This window comes from Microcystis sp. M049S2, from assembly GCF_020245625.1.
Lineage (GTDB): Bacteria > Cyanobacteriota > Cyanobacteriia > Cyanobacteriales > Microcystaceae > Microcystis > Microcystis ichthyoblabe_A.
In genome coordinates this window covers 1-18,329 of record NZ_JADBUN010000286.1, presented here as the reverse complement: position 1 = coordinate 18,329, position 18,329 = coordinate 1, and the positions used below count along the sequence as shown (strand labels likewise).

4 protein-coding genes and 3 pseudogenes are annotated in these 18,329 nt (G+C 42.9%); all 7 read right to left on the bottom strand.

Annotated features, from left to right (window positions below; translation table 11 throughout):
• Positions 1-181: 181 nt before the first annotated feature.
• The gene (locus tag IM496_RS21785) at positions 182-7,054 is read right to left on the bottom strand and encodes an Ig-like domain-containing protein (RefSeq protein ID WP_287663308.1); all 6,873 of its coding nucleotides are present in this window, start codon (positions 7,052-7,054) and stop codon (positions 182-184) included.
• 326 nt (positions 7,055-7,380) lie between these two features.
• Positions 7,381-7,446 (bottom strand): annotated as a pseudogene (locus tag IM496_RS21780) (DUF4351 domain-containing protein); the annotation flags it as partial.
• 188 nt (positions 7,447-7,634) lie between these two features.
• Positions 7,635-10,751 (bottom strand): annotated as a pseudogene (locus IM496_RS21775) (TIGR03032 family protein).
• A 309-nt stretch (positions 10,752-11,060) separates the two neighbouring features.
• The gene (locus tag IM496_RS21770) at positions 11,061-11,690 is read right to left on the bottom strand and encodes a PEP-CTERM sorting domain-containing protein (protein ID WP_287663307.1); all 630 of its coding nucleotides are present in this window, start codon (positions 11,688-11,690) and stop codon (positions 11,061-11,063) included.
• Between the two features lie 188 nt (positions 11,691-11,878).
• Positions 11,879-16,978 carry an SdrD B-like domain-containing protein gene (locus IM496_RS21765; protein WP_287663305.1) on the bottom strand — a complete coding sequence of 1,700 codons (5,100 nt, stop codon included), beginning with the start codon at positions 16,976-16,978 and terminating at the stop codon, positions 11,879-11,881.
• Between the two features lie 471 nt (positions 16,979-17,449).
• Positions 17,450-17,734, bottom strand: coding sequence for a DUF4347 domain-containing protein (locus IM496_RS21760; RefSeq protein ID WP_194014358.1), 285 nt, complete (start codon positions 17,732-17,734; stop codon positions 17,450-17,452).
• A gap of 90 nt (positions 17,735-17,824) precedes the next feature.
• Positions 17,825-18,329, bottom strand: a pseudogene (locus IM496_RS21755) (hypothetical protein); the annotation flags it as partial.

Below are 18,329 nucleotides of genomic sequence, written 5' to 3'. Positions count from 1 at the left end.
CGGATTTAGTATCAGAATAACAGAATGACCTCGCACGTCTGGAAGCGGAACCCTTCGAGATCAAAGAGGGAAAGTGCAAGGGTTTTGAATCCCTCGGATCGATTTCTCAACGTTGGTTTTGGCACTTTTTTGGCTAAAAAAGTGCCAAAACCGTTTTCCAGTAATTTTCAGCCAACCCTACTTAGGCTTGAATTAAAATGTCATTCTCATTTAACTGTGGGATGCCATTAAGAGTGGCAAAAAGTGCGCCATTGCCTAAGCCATTGCTGGCACCATTTTGATTGTAGAACAGATTACCTGTTGCTAAATTGTAAACGATTTTAGCACTACTGGAACCAACTAAGGCTAGTTCGTTAGCAGCATCGTTAATAGTGGCAAATTCAGCGGCTTGTAAGTTGTTAGCGACGCTACTGACAAGAGCATTGAAAGAGGTTTTACTCAGGATAATTTTGTCACTTCCTTTAATAAAGTCGCTGATACTATCAACGCCAAAACCACTGGTATTAAAGACAGGACCACTGCCAAAGGGGACAGGGTCACTGGCCTCGCTGTGTGGGGGAATTATCGGACCGGCAATTCTACCCGCACCACTGCCAAAGAAGAAAGAGTCGCTGCCATCGCCGCCAACAAGAATATCATTTCCAACACCACCAAGCAGGGTGTCGTTACCTGCGCCACCGAGGAGAGTGTCATGGCCATTTAATCCCTTGAGTAGGTTATTACCGCTGTTACCAGTGATGACATTATCTAGATTGTTACCTGTCCCGTTGGTGTTGTCATTGCCGACCAAGGTGAGGTCTTCGATGTTGACGGTGAGGGTGTGATTTACAGAAGACTGGACAGTATCTTTACCTTCTCCAGCACTTTCGATGATCACATCGCGGCTGTTGTCAAGGATATAGGTGTCGTCACCAACACCTCCCAGTAGGTGATCGGTTCCTAAACCCCCGTTAAGTACATCGTTACCCTCACCGCCGCTCAGGGTGTCGTTGCCTTCGCCGCCGTTGAGGTTATCGTTACCCAGACCGCCGTCCAGTTGGTTATTACCCGCATTACCAAAAATGACATTAACCCCATCGTTGCCTGTGCCTTTTAGATTAGCCGTACCTTGCAGGGTTAGGTTTTCGAGGTTGGTGCCGACCAGGCTATATTCAACGGTGCTGTAAACAGTGTCGGTTCCTTGGGCATCTAATTCGATAATCGTGTCATCTAGATTATCTATATAGTAGGAGTCGTCACCCAGACCGCCAATCATAACATCGGCTCCAGTTCCACCGTTGAAGACATCATCTTGTGGCCCACCAATGAGGAGATTACTAGCATTATTACCTGTCAGATTGGCTTTGCCGGTGATGCCACTGGCATCAATATTCTCGAAGTTTTTGACGACGATGCCTGTAAAGTCCGCATTGGTGAATTGATTGGTGCTAGAAGCGAGGTTAAAGGTAAAGAGTTGGTTGGCGGTTCCACCGGTTAAGACGAAAGTGTCGTTTCCTCCCGCACCATCAAAATTATCGTTATTTTGTAGGTTGGCAACGCTGACATCGAAGATGTCAAAACCACTGGTTCCTAATAAGTTATCGAGGTTAGGGGTAGCGGTGAAGGTGACTGGTAAATCGTTAACGGTGATGGTGAATTTTTGGCTAAAGCTGGCTCCTGCTGCATCGGTGGTTTGTACCCGTACACTGTAGGTGTTTTTAACCGCAAAGTCGAAGATGGCGTTACTGCGGAGTTCTCCGTTAACCAGGGTGAATGACCCATTATCGTCATCTCCCTCGCCAACCACGAGGCTATAGGTAAAAGTGTCGTTCAAGTCTGCATCGGCACTACTAAAGCTACCGACGACTGTGCCAACGGGCTGATTGTCGTCAATGAAGGAGTTTGTTAACTCTAACGCGATGGGGGTGTCGTTAACTCCATTGACGGTGAGGTTTACGGTAGCAATATCGGTAGAAGTGCCACTGGTGAGGCTATAGGTAAAGGTTTCGGTTTGGCTTTCCCCTACTTTCAGAGAGTCGAATTTTTGGTTGGGGTTATAGGTGAATGTACCATTAGCGTTAACGGTCAGAATGGCCCCAGATTCCAGGGTAAGAGCTTGACCCACATCGGTGGTTACACCATTAACGGCGGTGAGGGTTAATGTTCCTCCACCGATACTACTATCGTTGGCGAAAAGATTGCCTGTTTTGGTAGTGTCTTCGTCGGCGCTGATGTCATCCCCTACAGCTACGGCTAAGACATTGATGGTGGCGGCGGCTACTTTGTTGGTCAGGTTAGTGCCGGTGTTGTTGGTGACGACGCTAGAAAAGGAGACTGTACCTTGCAGCGCATCAACGTAATCTTCGGTCAGGGTAGTCTGGGCGACGGTTTGGGCTTTGAAAATATCGGTGGCGCTGGTGGCGTTGAGGATGGTGTTGTTGAAGCCCCCGGCAATTAATTGGGCGGAAGCGGGAATGGCATTAACTAGGGGTTGGAATTGGGTGGTAATGCCAGGGTTGGCGGTGGTCAGAATACCGGCTGTTCCGGTTAACAGGTTACCTACTTGGGTCGTGTTGCCTAAGTCGAGAGTGCCGTTTTTGATGGCAGTGACGAGGGCGGTATTAAAGGCATCGTTCCAGGCGTCGCTGGTCAAGCTGGGAATCAGGGTGGTAACAGTGCTGGCGACTTCCCGCATACCGTTGATCAGGGTTTGGACAGCGACCTGAGCGGAGAGGATTTTGAGTCCGTCGGCGGAACCGCTTTGGGCGGCTTCTACGGGGTCAAAGGTCGTCAGGTCAACGCCACTGGGAAGGCCGAGGGAGGTTTTGAGTTGGGTTTGAGCTTCTTCGGTGGTGAGTCCGGTTTTGGTTAATTCGGTAATGAGGTTGGTTAAGGGGGTGATGACGGTGGAGCCTGGGGTGGCTTTGAGGGTGCCGGTAAAGGCTTGTCCTGTAATTGCGTCGGTTCCGCCTACGAGGACATATTGCCCTTCTGAGGGGTCAATCTCGCCGTTACCGTTGGTGTCAAATTCGTTGCTGATGGCTAGGTCGTAGTTACCGGTGGAGTCGGTGGTGGTGAAGGGTTCATCGGCATCTTGAACACCGTTGAGGTTGGCATCAAAGAAGACGGTGGCTCCTGCAATCGGGCCATCTAAGCCTTTACCTGCGGCGTTTTTTGCGGTTGTTCCATAAATGGCATTGGTATCGAGGTTAGTGCCAATAAAATCTTGTGAACTCCCTGAATCTCGCGCCCAATTGTTGGTAAAGGTTGTTGTGGAGCCGATGTTGACCTTGGCCGGGGTAGATGGCATTCCACTGGAATTAATTTTATTTTGGGTATTAATGGCTGATTGGGTCATGGCAAAAATTGCGCCGCCTAAGCCCTTTGCGTCACCGAAAGCATGAGCATGGTTAGTAGTAAACTTGGACTTATTGACAATCGTGACGGTGCCGGTCCGAATAAAAATGGCTCCGCCCAGACCTGCCCCATCGTGCCCACTGGCACCAAATCCGTTTTTTCCGTGTAATCCCCAGTTGAAATATTCAGAAGATATACCATCTCCCTTAAGTCCACCAATTCCGCCAAATCCGCCATTTCCACCGGTTCCGCCATATGCTTGTGAAATTCGGCCATCAGCGCCCCGTCCGCCATCACCGCCCCGTCCGCCAAATCCACCAATTCCGCCAAATCCACCATTTCCACCATCACCGCCCCGTCCACCATTTCCACCATTTCCACCATTTCCACCAAATCCACCATTTCCAGCATCTGCGCCTCTGTAGGGACCGTAGCCGGTGCCGGCATTGCCGCTCCGTCCACCATTACCACCATTACCGCCATATCCGCCATTTCCGCCCCTTGCGGGCTTTCCGCCAGATCCTTCAATTTCGTGGCCCCGTCCGCCATTTCCGCCATTTCCGCCCCGTCCACCATTACCGCCATATCCGCCATTAGCGCCCTCGCTACCATCACCGCCATCACCACCATATCTGCCATCGAAAAACACTTCGCCATGCGTGCCATCTGTGCCATCTGTGCCATTATTAGCCGCTATCTTTTGTAACCCGATACCTGTGTAAGAACGGCTTTCAATACCACCTTCCGCCTGATTGTTGTCAAAAGTGACATTATTAATGGTGATATTACCATCATAGATAAACAACGCACCGCCCATGCCGGCCGCCCCATCACCGCCTTTAGCCATCCCATTTTTCAGGGTTAAATTTTTAAACGTCACATCCAGAATGCCATTATCTCCCTTATCGGTGTGATTGGCTTCACCACCATAAACAAAGAAAATAGGACGGTCATTTACATCAACTTTGCCGTTATTGTTGTTGTCGCCATTGATGTGGTGATTTTGTCCGTCAATGGTCATATCGCTGTTAATCAAGCTCCACATCCGAATCACATCACTGCCAAAATTAAGACGCACATCAGTGGTTAATTTAATTGTGTCGCTCCCTGGATTGTTATTCGCTTGAGCAATAGCCCAGCTAAGACTCCCCGCTGTATCTCCTTTGCCGTTATCCAGGGCTTGAGTTACCTCAAAAGTCTGCACGTCAGCAACATTTGTTACCGTAACCGCCACACTTTTTCCTGTCGTCGAATTACCGTCACTGACATTCACCGTAATATTGTAGATATTGTTGCCGTCATTATCTTTAGGATTTTCAAAATCAGGAGCGGTTTTAAAGGTGGCTAAACCGGTATTGCTAATATTAAATAATCCAGCATCTGTTCCCGTTAAACTGTAGGTTAAGGCGTTATTTTCAGGGTCACTGGCAACAGTGGTGTAAGCCGTTCCTGTGCCGTTTTCGGCAAAATTAACTGCGTTGCCGCTGGTAATCACAGGGGGTTCATTAACATTGGTAACGGTAATATATACAAACTGCCCAATCGCTGAATTACCATCACTGACCTTCACCGCAATCAAGTAGGTATTATTACCATCAGTATCTTTAGGATTTTCAAAATCAGGAGGGGCTTTAAAGGTGACTAAACCAGTATTGCTAATATTGAATAATGCGGAATCCCCCCCATCAAATAAACTGTAGGTTAATGGGTTATTTTCTGGGTCACTGGCCAGCGTGGTGTAAGCCGTGCCTGTGCCATTTTCGGCAAAATTAACATTAACCACGTAACCGTTACTAGACACGGGTGCTTCATTAACATTGGTAACGGTAATGGCTACCGCTTTAGTTGTCGTCAAACTGCCGTCACTAGCATTAACGACAATATCATAAATATTATTGCCACCATTATCCTTGGGACTTTCAAAATTAGGGGCAGTTTTAAAGGTAACTAAGCCAGTATTGCCAATATTAAATAAACTCGCATCTGTTCCCGTCAAACTGTAGGTTAGGGCGGTTCCTTCTTCAGGATCACTGGCAACAGTAGTATAAACCGTGTCTGTGCCATTTTCAGCAAAATTGACAGCATTTCCACTGGTAATAACCGGCGGTTGGTTCGGCATTTCAACAACAACATCAGTAACGGTAATGGCTAACGCTTTAGTCGCCGTTGAACTGCCGTCACTGACATTAACAGTAATATCATAAATATTGTCGCCATTACTATCCGTTGGACTTTCAAAATTTGGCGGGGTTTTAAAAGTGACTAAGCCAGTATTGCCAATATTAAATAAACTCGCATCTGTTCCCGTCAAACTGTAGGTTAAGCCGTCATTCTCAGGATCGCTGGCGACAGTAGCGTAAACCGTTCCCGTCCCATTTTCAGCAAAATTGACAGCATTTCCACTGGTGATAGTCGGTGATTGATTAGACTCGTTAACAACATCGGTAACGGTAATAGCCACATCTTTCGTTACCGTTGAATTACCATCACTGACATTAACGGTGATTCCATAAACATTATCGCTATTACTATCCGTTGGACTTTCAAAATTCGGTGGAGTTTTAAACGTAACTAACCCGCTATTATTAATATTAAATAACCCCGCATCTGTTCCCGTTAAACTGTAGGTTAAGGTAGCATTTTCGGGATCACTGGCAATAGTAGTATAAACTGTGCCTGTGCTATTTTCAGCAAAACTGACAGCATTTCCACTGGTAATAGTCGGCGGCTTAGGGGGATTGGCGGTTTGAAAATTCCAAGTAGTATTATTACCAATACCCGCATAATTATTGGTAGCTAAATCCTGAATTGCACCGCTATCAATTTGAACATAATAAGCCGTGCTGTAGGCTAAATCATTGACAGGATTAATAGTCAATTGACTGCCACTAATCGTGATATTACTCGACGTAACCGCCAGGGTTTCCACTACCGAATTATCTGAAACCTTGCGAATAACAATATTGCCCGTCCCCTTCTGGATTGCTTCATTAAAATTAATCACGAGATTTGCCCCAATGGCCACGCCTGTCGCCTCATCATTGGGATTCAAACTGCTAATCGTAGGGGGAGTGCTATCGAGGGTTACACCAGCGGCACCAAAAAAGGCTAATTTACCCGTTGTGCTGGTTTTATTAATGCTGACACTCTGCAACGTCTTGGCACTATTGGGCGTAAACCTCAATCCAAACAGTTTGATGTCATTGGTAATGCCTGCCGATGAACCTAGAGCCGACGCATTGGGGGTACTGACATTTAGGGTTTTGGATAAATAATATTGGTCTTGGGATTCGGTGATATTTCCCTGGGTGTACCAGTCAGGAATCGTGCCGGTTGCGGTAGAATTGGTGCCATCACTGTAATTAAACGTGACGGTAATATCACTCGCTCCGCCGCCCGATGTGGCAAAAAGATGAAGGGCAGAATAGGCTTGGTTGGTGACATTAAACGTGACAAAGGTTCCCGTCGCTGTTGCTAAAATGCCGTTATTGCCATTGTCGGCATTGTCGTAGAGGAGGTCAAAAGCTGGGTGGTAAGTATTAGCCGCAAATACGCCATTATCGGGTAAACCTTGACTGCTGGTGCCGCCTTTGCCCACCGCCAAAGATTGGGTCATTAAGCTGTAGTTAGCGTCAATGGCTGTTTGGCTAGTGTCAGTGCCGTTAACGATGAGGTCGCTGGTGAAGAGAGAGGTTAGGTCAAAGTTAATGGTGGCCACGGTGACTAATCCTTGATGTTCTGAAATTTATTGCCATATCCACATTCTACGGGCGATATTTAATCCGATACTTTTTTGTTAACACACATTAACAATGCGGGCTCTTCGTTACTTGGTATGATTCGCTCAGGGGCATAAATCGACTAAATCCTTATCTGGCAAGAGACTTAATTGATTAGCTCGTTCTAGATCGAAAACAATTGGCAAAAATCGCAGCAATGTCTTTCTCTATAAGGGTTTCATCCTTTATAACTCCCTCCATTGCATAACACAAACCGAAGAAGCAACTTTTTTTCGATAACTCCGTCTTGAGGCGGTCGTAAGAACTAAGCAGTTAAAGTATTTAACCAATTGATTAAATCTTCAACCGTAGAGAAATCGAATAAAGCTTCTCTCTCACAAGTCCAGAAAACGGGTTTCTCAAAGAAACCCGTTTTCTAAATAGAAACCCCTTTTCTAAGTTGAGATTGCTTCTGCACCTTTTTCTGATTTTTCTTGCCAAGTACCGTGAAAACTGGGAGGGATAAAGTTGATTTTGTCAAGGATTGTTAAGATGCGCTTACCCTGATAATTCCAGTGATCAATTGGCTATCCTGATCATCTCTGGTGATTTTCCCGCAGCATAAATATCCCACATTGTCCGATAAGCTTTTTCTAAATTGCGGGTAAAACGAAGGGTATCAAATAACGGATAAGTAAGACGATTTTGTGCTAGTTTCTGTTTAATTTCGTGCAATTTATCAGGAGATTTTGCTAAATTAATCGCTAAATTTTTATACTCCTCTAAATTCTTAGTAATTAATTCAGGTAGGCCAATAGCTGTCAGTAAACTAGCACCAACACGGGAAGGAAAAGTCTCCCCCAAACAAGTTATAATCGGTAAACCTGCCCATAAAGCATCACTCCCAGTAGTATGAGCATTATAGTATAAAGTATCAAGAAATAAATCAGCTAGTTGATGCCGCGCCAAATGTTCCGGCTTAGGTTGGAGATGGGCAAAAATTAAGCGATCGCCCTCAATTCCTCGCGCTTGTGCTTCCCGACGTAGATTTGCTTCAGCTTCAGCTACTCTCGAAAATAACCATAACACACTACCTGGAACATTGGCCAGAATTTCCATCCATACAGTGAATATTTGCGGCTCAATTTTATAGGTGTGGTTGAAACAACAAAAGACAAAACCCGATTCAGGAAGACCATACTGGGAACGAGTAACAGGTTTAGATGATATGATTTGTTGATCATCATTTGCTTGATAACTATCCGGTAAAATCACCAATTTCTCAGTAAAATAATTAGCAGATTCTGGTGGGGTAACTATGGGATCACCAATAATATAGTCGATAAAATCTGCTGCCATTGTCCCCGGATAAACCAAATAATTAACTTGAATAGGTGCAGGTTTTAAAGCCAATATTTGCGTCCGCGCTTTATCAATATATCCCATCAAATCAACTAAAATATGCACCCCATCATTGAAAATCCGTTGTGCAGATTCCGTAATTGATAAAGTAGCAATATCATAAAAGCGATCGCAATCAGCCGCAATGCGACGACGATACTCACTACCATCATCAGGACCATAAGAATAGGCAATTATTTTAAAGTTATTGCGATCATGTAAACCAAACACACTTTGCATCAAATGACTGGTGGGATCGTTACGAAAATCATGGCATAAATAACCTATTTTTAATCGTCCAGATCGGGTGCGTGAATGGTTAAAATTGAGGGGTTTAGTCCCTAAGGCTAATTGTCTTTTAACCTCTTGAGCATAGTTATAAGCTACTTGCAATTGTTGACTAGCAGACCAAGGTTTATATAAGGTATCAAAGGGAGTTACTGCGCTAGATTTTTCCTCTTGTAACTGTTTTTCGGTTAATTGCCAAAGTTGAATTAAATCAGCTTCTCTTGTGTCCCAATTACAAGTCATTTCCTTCATAGAAAATAAGCAAGCAAAAGCCTCTGGTGAATTGGGTTGAATGGCTAAAGCTTGCTTAAATACGCTCATAGCTTCTTCTACTTGGTTCTGTCTTCCTAAAGCTAAAGCTAAACTATTATAAGCTTTAATATACTTAGGATTAAGTTTAATTGCTGTTTGAAAATAAGCGATCGCTTCTTCAGTCTTTCCCTGGAGTTGTAACACATTGCCTAAATTAAAGTGTGCCTCTGGATAATTAGGGTTTTTCCTGATTGCTTCTTGAAAATTGACCACAGCATCCCCTAACTTATCCTGCATTTGTAAGACTAAACCTAAATTATTCTCAGCAAAAGCATAGTTTTGATTGCCACAAATAGCGTGGTTAAAGCAAATAATCGCCTCGTCTAAATCTCCCTTGCTAACTGCTATTATTCCTAAATTATTGTGAGCTTCTGCATAATTAGGATTAATCACTAAAGCTTGCTTGTAAGCCAAAATAGCTTGATCAATTTGTCCTAAACTATCCATGATCACCCCCAACTGATGCCAAGCAGCTGCATATTGGGGAGATTGATTAATTAATTGTTGATATAGAGCGATCGCCTCTTCAAGCTTAAGCTGTTTTTGCAAGGTTTATGCTTGCTGATACAGGGTATCTGCTGGGGAAGTATCAGGCTGATTATTTGCTAGATTTCCTCCAACTAAAGGAGAAATAGGATCAAGAGTAATAATTTTACTGATGTCATCATTTTGGAATCCTAAAGCTTGGGGACGTTTAACTCCTTCTAAGACTTGTATATCATAAAGTTCAGTCACTTCACCTTCTAGGCGTATCCAGTGAACAACTTCACCTGTTTTCAAGTCAATAATTAGCAGACCACAGCGAGGATCTGCTTCTTTAGCCATTAAATTATCATCTAAGATTAACCCCGAAAAAGTCTTATCTCCCCCACGACTTTTAGATAATCCAACAATGGCATAATTTCTGACAAATGCTAAACCACGCAGAAAACCAGGACAAAAAGTAACAGGCTCAAAAATGCCTTTGTCTTGATCAATATAACCAAAGTAACCCGTACCCGCATTTAATAACCATAACTTACCCTGATAAAATCGGGGAGAATGAGGCATAGATAAACCAGTAGCAATCACTTCATTAGACTGAATATCAATGACACAACCGCCAGTTTGTCTTCTGTCTCTCCACCCATCCACCACATCTGATTGACTACAAGCGGTAACATAACGCGCCTTCCCATCTACCAAGGCTAAACCATTGAGATGACAACGATCTTCATTGACTAAAGCGGAAATAAACGATGGTTTCCATAGGGGAATACAACTATGGCGATCGCTGACTGTCGCCAGACAATTTAACATGGTGCTGATAAATACAATTCTTTCAGAGAGATTTTCTATTGCCAAATCATGAATATCTAAATTCCCAGTAGTATAACTAATGCGGGGGATATAAAGTTTATCGTAACCATCATAAAGCTGTTCGGATGATAGCACATTATCTAGTTGCCAGATTTGATAGCGGGAACTAAGATAAATCCTTTCTGGGGTAGTATATAAACCCATGGCGCGGTCAAATATCCGCTCAAATCCCGACATCCCCCTTTGAGGGTTAACTCCTAAAAACATCAGTCGAGAACTTTGATAGGTAGTAAAAGCCAGACTAATCTGCTGAGACTCTAACCAATCGATGAAGTTACGGGAAGCAATTATCTCTACGGGGATAGATTGATTAGTATTGGGAGTTGATTGATTCATCGGTTGTCTAGTCCAAATCTAAAGCAAATTTTATTTTTACATAAGTAGGTAGGCGTTAAAAATTATCAGATGCCCCCCTTATCAAGGGGGGATTAAGGGGGGATCCCCCCGCCTATCGGCACCCCCCTTATCAAGGGGGGCAGGGGGGATCGAACCTAAAATCCATTTTTAATTTAATTATAACCAGCTACTTATCGTAGGGTGTGAAGCGCAATAGCGTAACGCACCGATTTAATAATAGAGGTGGTGCGTTACGGCGGCTTGTTAATTTGGTTTTTTTGACGGAATTGATAGCCGCAAACACTCAGCCTACACTCTTTTGGCATACTGTTTCTTGAGAACGGCCATAACGCCTAGTAGGATAAATAAACCTATATTTAGACTGGGTTCAGGTATAGTTACAGTGTAATTTGCGGGGACAATAGGAACAATTTGAATTAATTGACTTGGATTAGTTGTATCATTAGCGGCTAAGGTTCCATCAGCAAAATGTGTTTGACTCAAATCTACATTTAGGATTAAATTAGAGCTGCCTTTTCCGATAACTTGAAAGTGCATTAAGCTAAATTGTTCTGGTTGATTCAGTCCCAAGAGTGAACCTAAACCGGCATCAGGAAAAGATGCTCCCCCTAAGTCGGTAATTGTCCCATTAATGTTATTTAAGTTTCCTCCCCGAAAGAGAGGAAATTTAGAAGTAACTAAGGGACTATTATCATCAACTGGATTAAAAGGAATGTCAATATTTTGGATTTTGTTGGCTTCAAAATTGAGATTGATAGCACTACCAGTTAATCCGATAGGATTACTATGAATATCCCTCATTAAGACTTGAACAAAAAAGCGATCACCTATATTTAAGGGATTATTCTGATTAAGGAATCCACCGGGGGTTCCTGCGATGTCTTCTATCAGATTAAATTCAACGGCTAAATTAGGCATAATTTTCTGTCAATTTGTGAATGGATAAGACTAAATCCGGTTGTAGATAACTCCTAGCACTCGGAGGGTGTGAAGTGCGATAGGGTAATGCATCAATTTAATGATAGAGGTGGTGCGTTACGGCGGATGGTTAATTTTAGTTTTTTGACCTAACGCACCCTACACTCTATTGTTGCCAGAAATTTAGGTTAGATCAAGCTTAGTCCGTAGTCAGAATTTAAGACTAAGAAGTCACCTAAATTGATTCTACCGTCTCCATTAATATCAGCAGTGGGATCGTATTTAGAACCACCAATACTACTGTTGAAAGCGGCTTGTAATGGTGCTAAGTCACCCCGATCTACTTTACCATTGTAAGTAATATCGCTGTTAAAGGTTGATTTACCAGTTAAGGCGACATTATAGGCCGTGTTATTGATGGCGTTACTGTGAATAACTAAACCATCATTGAGGTTAAAGCTTTCTCGCGCTGCGGTGGGTGCATAAGTTAATTGAACACGCCAAGTTTGTCCCGGATTGAGTAAGATATCTCCCTGACTGAAATCAGCGTTAGTGGTAACGTTGGAGGCTTTAACTTCTATGTTGGAAATGGCGAGAATATCTTCGGCGTTAACTCCTGTATTGGTGATGTCAATGTATCGGAATGTATCAGCAAATTTGGGACGAACTAGGTTACTGTTACTCCAACCTTGACGATATTGTGAGAGGGGAGTCCCGAAAGTAATCGCGTTTTTATCAATAGATATCCTTTGTTCTGGAATATTGGTAACATTGACGGTGAGTTGTTTCTCATAAGACAAACCGCCTTGGTCTGTGGTTTTAACCCGGATACTGTAATTATTCTTGGTTTCGTAGTTGAGAGGAGTATTAGTTTTGAGTTGGTTTCCGTCGATGGTAAAGAGACTATTATCAGTTGAACCTATACCAGTAACTAAGCTATAGGTGAAGGTATTACCAGTATCAGGGTCAGTAGTGTTGAAGTTACCGATGAGGGTATTTAGGGGTGAGTTTTCCGCGACGATATTGTTAGATAGGGTGACATCTGTGGGAGATTCGTTGACATCGGTAATACTGACGGTGAGTTGTTTTTCATAAGACAAACCGCCTTGGTCTGTGGTTTTAACCCGGATACTGTAATTATTCTTGGTTTCGTAGTCGAGAGGAGTATTAGTTTTGAGTTGATTCCCGTCGATGGTAAAGAGACTATTATCAGTTGAACCTATACCAGTAACTAAGCTATAGCTGAAGGTATTACCCGTATCGGGGTCAGTAGTGTTGAAGTTACCGATGAGGGTATTTAGGGGTGAGTTTTCTGCGACGGTGTTGTTAGATAGGTTGAGATTTGTTGGGTTTTCGTTGACATCGCTAACACTGACGGTGAGTTGTTTTTCGTAAGACAAACCGCCTTGGTCTGTGGTTTTAACCCGAATACTGTAACTATTCTTGCTTTCGTAGTCGAGAGTAGTATTAGTTTTTAGTTGATTTCCGTCGATGGTAAAGAGACTATTATCAGTATCTCCTGTCCCAGTAACTAAGCTATAGGTGAAGGTATTACCAGTATCAGGGTCAGTAGTGGTGAAGTTACCGATGAGGGTATTTAGGGGTGAGTTTTCCGCGACAGAATTATTACTAAGGCTTAAATCGGTGGGATTTTCATTTTCGTTAACGTCGTTGACATTAATGGTCAAAGCTTTCTGGAAAACGCCACCGTTACTGTCAGAGGTTTGTACCCGAATACTGTAACTATTCTTGCTTTCGTAGTCGAAGATGGCGTTAGTTAAAAGGCGATTACCGCTAATTTGAAACAGACTATTATCTGTACTACCTGTACCCCCGATTAAACTATAGGTAAAGGGTTCACTACTATCCGGGTCAACTGTTGAGAAAGTACCGACTTCTGTACCTACAGGAAGATTTTCCGCGATAGAAGAAGTGTTTAAGGATACATCAGTGGGGGCTTGACTTAAGACCTGAGCATTGTCAATTTGATCAGTTAAAGCCGTTCCTGTATTCTCTGTAACTACATCCGTAATCGATTTAGTTCCCGCCCCGGCTTGTTGTAAATCGTTAGTAGTTTCACCCAAAGCCACTTTTTGGACTTGAGCAAATTCCTGTTGTAGAGAGGCATTTGGCGTACTTGCGGCGATGTCTTCAATCTTTTGGTTGGCTGCTGCGATGACTTGCGCGGCCTCAGAGGCGATCGCGCTAACATCTACATTATTGGTCAGTGTCGCCGCTTCTTGAATGACGGTTTGTAATTTGGTAGCATCGGTCAAATCTACGGGGGTTCCGCCTTGAATTTGACTAGCCAAGGCTGAAACGACATTTTTAACAATATCTTCTGTAGAAGCTGCGGAAGCCCCATCTAACAGTCCCGCAATTTGGGTAATGGCGTTTTGTACCTGAACTAAGGCGGCAAAAGTTGCCGCTCCTCCTGGCGTATTATTAGTCGTAGCGACGATGGGATCGATGTTGCTAAGATCAACACCAGCAGGAAGAGACAAAGCGGTGGTTACTGCTGTGTTTGCTTGTTCTACCGTTAACCCTTGAGAGACTAAATTCTCGACTAGGGAGGTTAAAGCGGTGATGGTAGTAGAACCCGCAAGGGCTGTGAGGGGCGTTTGTAAGGGTAAACCAGTTGCTGTATCTACACCGCCAAAGACTACTAGACGACCTTCTTCGGGGTCAAATACACCGTTACCATTAGTGTCGAAGCTTTGGGGAATATCGAGGAGATAAAAGCCTGTTTGATCGGTAGTAGTAAAGGGTTCATTCGTATCGAGAACACCATCTTTATCCGCATCGAAGAAAACCGTCGCCCCAGCGACATAGTTATCAATAACAAAGCCGCTATAACTGGGATAGATGCGGAAGATATGATCGATACTAGCTTGTCCGTCCGTTACCGCAATTTTGACATCGAAGGGGACAAAGTAACGGGGAGGATTATTAGAATTGAGGTTTAAGTCTCCATTAGATTGAACCGTCAGGGTTAACCAGGGAGGAAGAGAAGTTCCATCCGCTTTTGTCGCTGTACCGGTTAACGCATTACCATCGGGATCGACATATACTCCCGGAATGGTAACGTTATCAACGATGGAACGACCCCAGAGGCGGTTTTGGATTTGGGGGGGACGATTACCGCTACCTTGGACGTAACCAAAGTTAACTTTACTAAAGATTTCGCTAGTGGTAATAGTCAGAACTTTTTCGGGAGGAGTGGGAAAGGTAAATTGCCAACCCACAGGGGTATCTACTTTCACTCGATAGGTTCCAGCGACTAAATCCTTAAACTCATAGCCGCCTAAGTTATCGGTGACGGTATTGGTTTCTCCTGGATCACGGACATTATTATTATTTTGGTCGAGGTAAACTGTCCAACCGTTTAAAGCCGGTTCAAACTGATAGTTGTTTCCAGTGAAGGCATAGCCCCACGAACCAGATTTATCGATATCATTCCAGAGGAAACCGCTAATTTCTCCCTTAGTCCCTTGAAACCCGAAATAGTTATATGCACCCCAAGGATTTTGGGCAGATGTAGTAAAAGAAACGGAAGTAGCACCAACAGAATTATTACCCTGAGTTGGCTGCCAATCAGCCGAAGGCAGTTCAACACTAACCGTATAATCGCCAAAGGGACGACTGCCAAAAGAGTAATATCCATCTGTATAGGTACTATCAATGATTTGTCCGTTTTGGATTAGATTGATTTTCCAGTTAGTTAAATATGATTCATTCGGATCATCCTGATAGTTGCCTGATGAGTACGAGTACCAAGTACCATTGCCGTTGACATCATTCCAGATAAATACAGAAATATCGCGATAGGTAGATTGATAACCGAAGTTAATATCAGAGATACTCGATCCTGAATAAACAATGGGTTGAGAGGGGCTATGGGTGGATTGCCAAATATTTAATCCATCGGGTGATTCAACTGTAACGTTATAAGAGTTAGTATTAAACGAAGAAACCCCTGTAAATCCGTAATATCCATACTTATCAGTTAGGGTGGTTTGAACAGTTTGTCCGTTTTCATCTTCTAGGCTGACTTTCCAACCGGCTAATCCTTTGTCATTAGAGTAGGAGTAGTTATCAAAGACACCATCTCCATAGAAATCATTCCAGACATACCCAGTAATATCCCCGTAATTGAGGCTAACATTTTGTTTGTAGTCAAAGTCAATATTGCTTAGGCTTGCACCCGAAGCAATATTGACTAAGTGAGAATAAGATGGAGTAGGATTATAATTGCCACTTCCTGTAGATTGCCAGGACTGCACTGTGGGGGGGACAATCACGGTAACGTTGTAATCTCCTGATGCTAACCCAGCAAAATTGTAACGTCCCCAGGGATCAGTTTTGGTTGAGGTTTCCCCTGCATCTAAAGTACCACTATTGTCACTATCGAGAAAAACTGTCCAACCGGCTAAACCAAAATTGGCATCATTCCAAACTACCCCACTAATTTCTCCATAAGTGCCTGTACTGCCTGTATTATTAGGATTAGATAGGCCAAAGCTTACATTATCAATTAGCTGAGATGCACTAACTGAGACAGGGAATCCTGGAGAATTAGTAAACTGCCAATTAGCATCCAGGGGAATTACCTCAACAGAATAATCTCCTGGAGAAACTCCGACAAAAACATAACGCCCCCCATTATCGGTTACAGTGCTACTAATAAGGGTTCCATTTTGTAGAAGATTAACTGTCCACCCTGCTAAAAGAGACTCGCTTTGATCCTGTATCGCGTCACTATTAGCATCATTCCATAAACTGCCTTGAATTTGACCATCACTTAAACGATAGGCAAAATTAGCTTGACTAATTTCTCCAGTCGTGGTACTAATTATTTGTGTATCGCTGTATCCAGTAGTTGTTTGCCAACTATCAGATTGTTTAACGACACTGACAGTATAATTTGTATTTCCCTCTAATCCAGCAAAGGTGTAATAACCAATATCATCAGTGAAGGTTCTTTTTTCATTAGTATCTAAAATTCCGTTATTGTTGGTATCAAGATAAACTAACCAACCGCCTGAACTTTCTTCGTAGTAGTAGTAGTCTCGATAGCCGTTGCTATTAGCATCGTTCCAAAGATAACCTGTAATTTGGGTTTCCGGTTTTCGATAGCCAAAGGAACTACGAGAGGATTGAAATACGTATGATCCATCCCAAAGAGAAACGGGTTGTGAAGTATTGGTAGAATCATTGTAGAGGAAGTAGTTGCCTGTTCGCACCCAATCTGGAGAGGGTAGGGTAACGGTTATTAAATAATCCCCCAAGGGTAAAGAACCAAAAGAATAATAACCAGAACTCTCGGCATAAGTGACTTTGCTGAAACTAGGATCATCAGGTTTAGTTAGGCTAATTGTCCAACCAACAAAGCCAGGTTCTGTAGAGCCATAATAATAGCCATAGTTTTGACCTCCATTCCCGTCAAAATCATTCTAAAGATTACCATTTATATTGCCGTAATACTGAACCATAGTTGACCTCCTAATTTTCTTTTTTGATTTTACCTAATGTCCTAAGGAAAGAGCTTTTGGCTGCTATAGTATTATTTATTCAGTCGAGTCAGCCTGTTTTCCGCAAACTCAGCCAGTCTAGGTTAGGCTTAAAAAAAACTATCAAACCATCAATTAATCGTTTCTACCATTTTGAGAGCGTTTTTTTCTACCGTCAATAGGATATAAAATATGCTTATTTTTTTTTTTTTTCTCATCAGGTTTATTCATGAATCAGGAAAAATCAAATTAGGTAATCTGGGGATTTTGTTGTAAAAAAGCGGTGATTTGCTCGATTCCGTCTTCCTTGGCAGAGAAAATAACGGTGGTGATTCCAGAGATTACCCCAGCTTGTAGGGTTTGATAATCGGTAACATCAGCATCGAGGAAAACTACAGTATTTAACTCCAGTGCGGTTAAACCTTGATTTCTCGTACTATTCACCTGATTAACTTGACTCAAGCCATCAGATTCAGCAAAATTGAATAAAATATGGTCAACAGCAGGAAGAATCGGCAAAAAGGGAAAAGTCATGACATTAACTGCAACAGAAAGAAAACGGGTTTCTCAAAGAAAACGGGTTTCTAAATAGTTTCTTGAAGAAACCCGTTTTCTAAAGAAGTTCTAGGATTGGATTTTTGCCAAAGACTGCTTAAATTCTGCGAGAGAATTAGCGGTAGCTGCTAATTTTAGTAGCTCTTCTAAGATAGTAGGGTTAGTCATTTTGCCGATTATCTCTTCAATTTCTGAAGAAATCTGTCCAAACCGCACAGTTAAAACTGTTTTTATGTCATCGCGGCTTTTTTCTAACGCTCCAATTTCCTTGCCAATTTCCTTACCCTGTTCTATCCCTCGTAACTCCCCAATTTCCTTACCGATTTCTTTACCGCGTTCTATCCCTCGTAACTCCATATTACTCATTAAAGGCATGGTTCTTTCCTCCTCAAATTGTTTGATTTTACTTTCTAAACTTGACTGTAATTCAGAGGATAAAGTCATCATATTGTCGATGATTTCAAACAGTTTAATTATCTGTTCCCTCTCGAACTCCTTTTCATATAATCCCCTGATTAACCTCCACTTCCACTGTTCCCGTTCTGGCAGCTTCCCAGTAGTCGCTTTTGTTTTC

Bases quoted from the DNA above. Each gene is read 5' to 3' on its own strand.
- IM496_RS21760 (WP_194014358.1), bottom strand. From the start codon at position 17,734: ATGACTTTTCCCTTTTTGCCGATTCTTCCTGCTGTTGACCATATTTTA.
- IM496_RS21770 (WP_287663307.1), bottom strand. From the start codon at position 11,690: ATGCCTAATTTAGCCGTTGAATTTAATCTGATAGAAGACATCGCAGGA.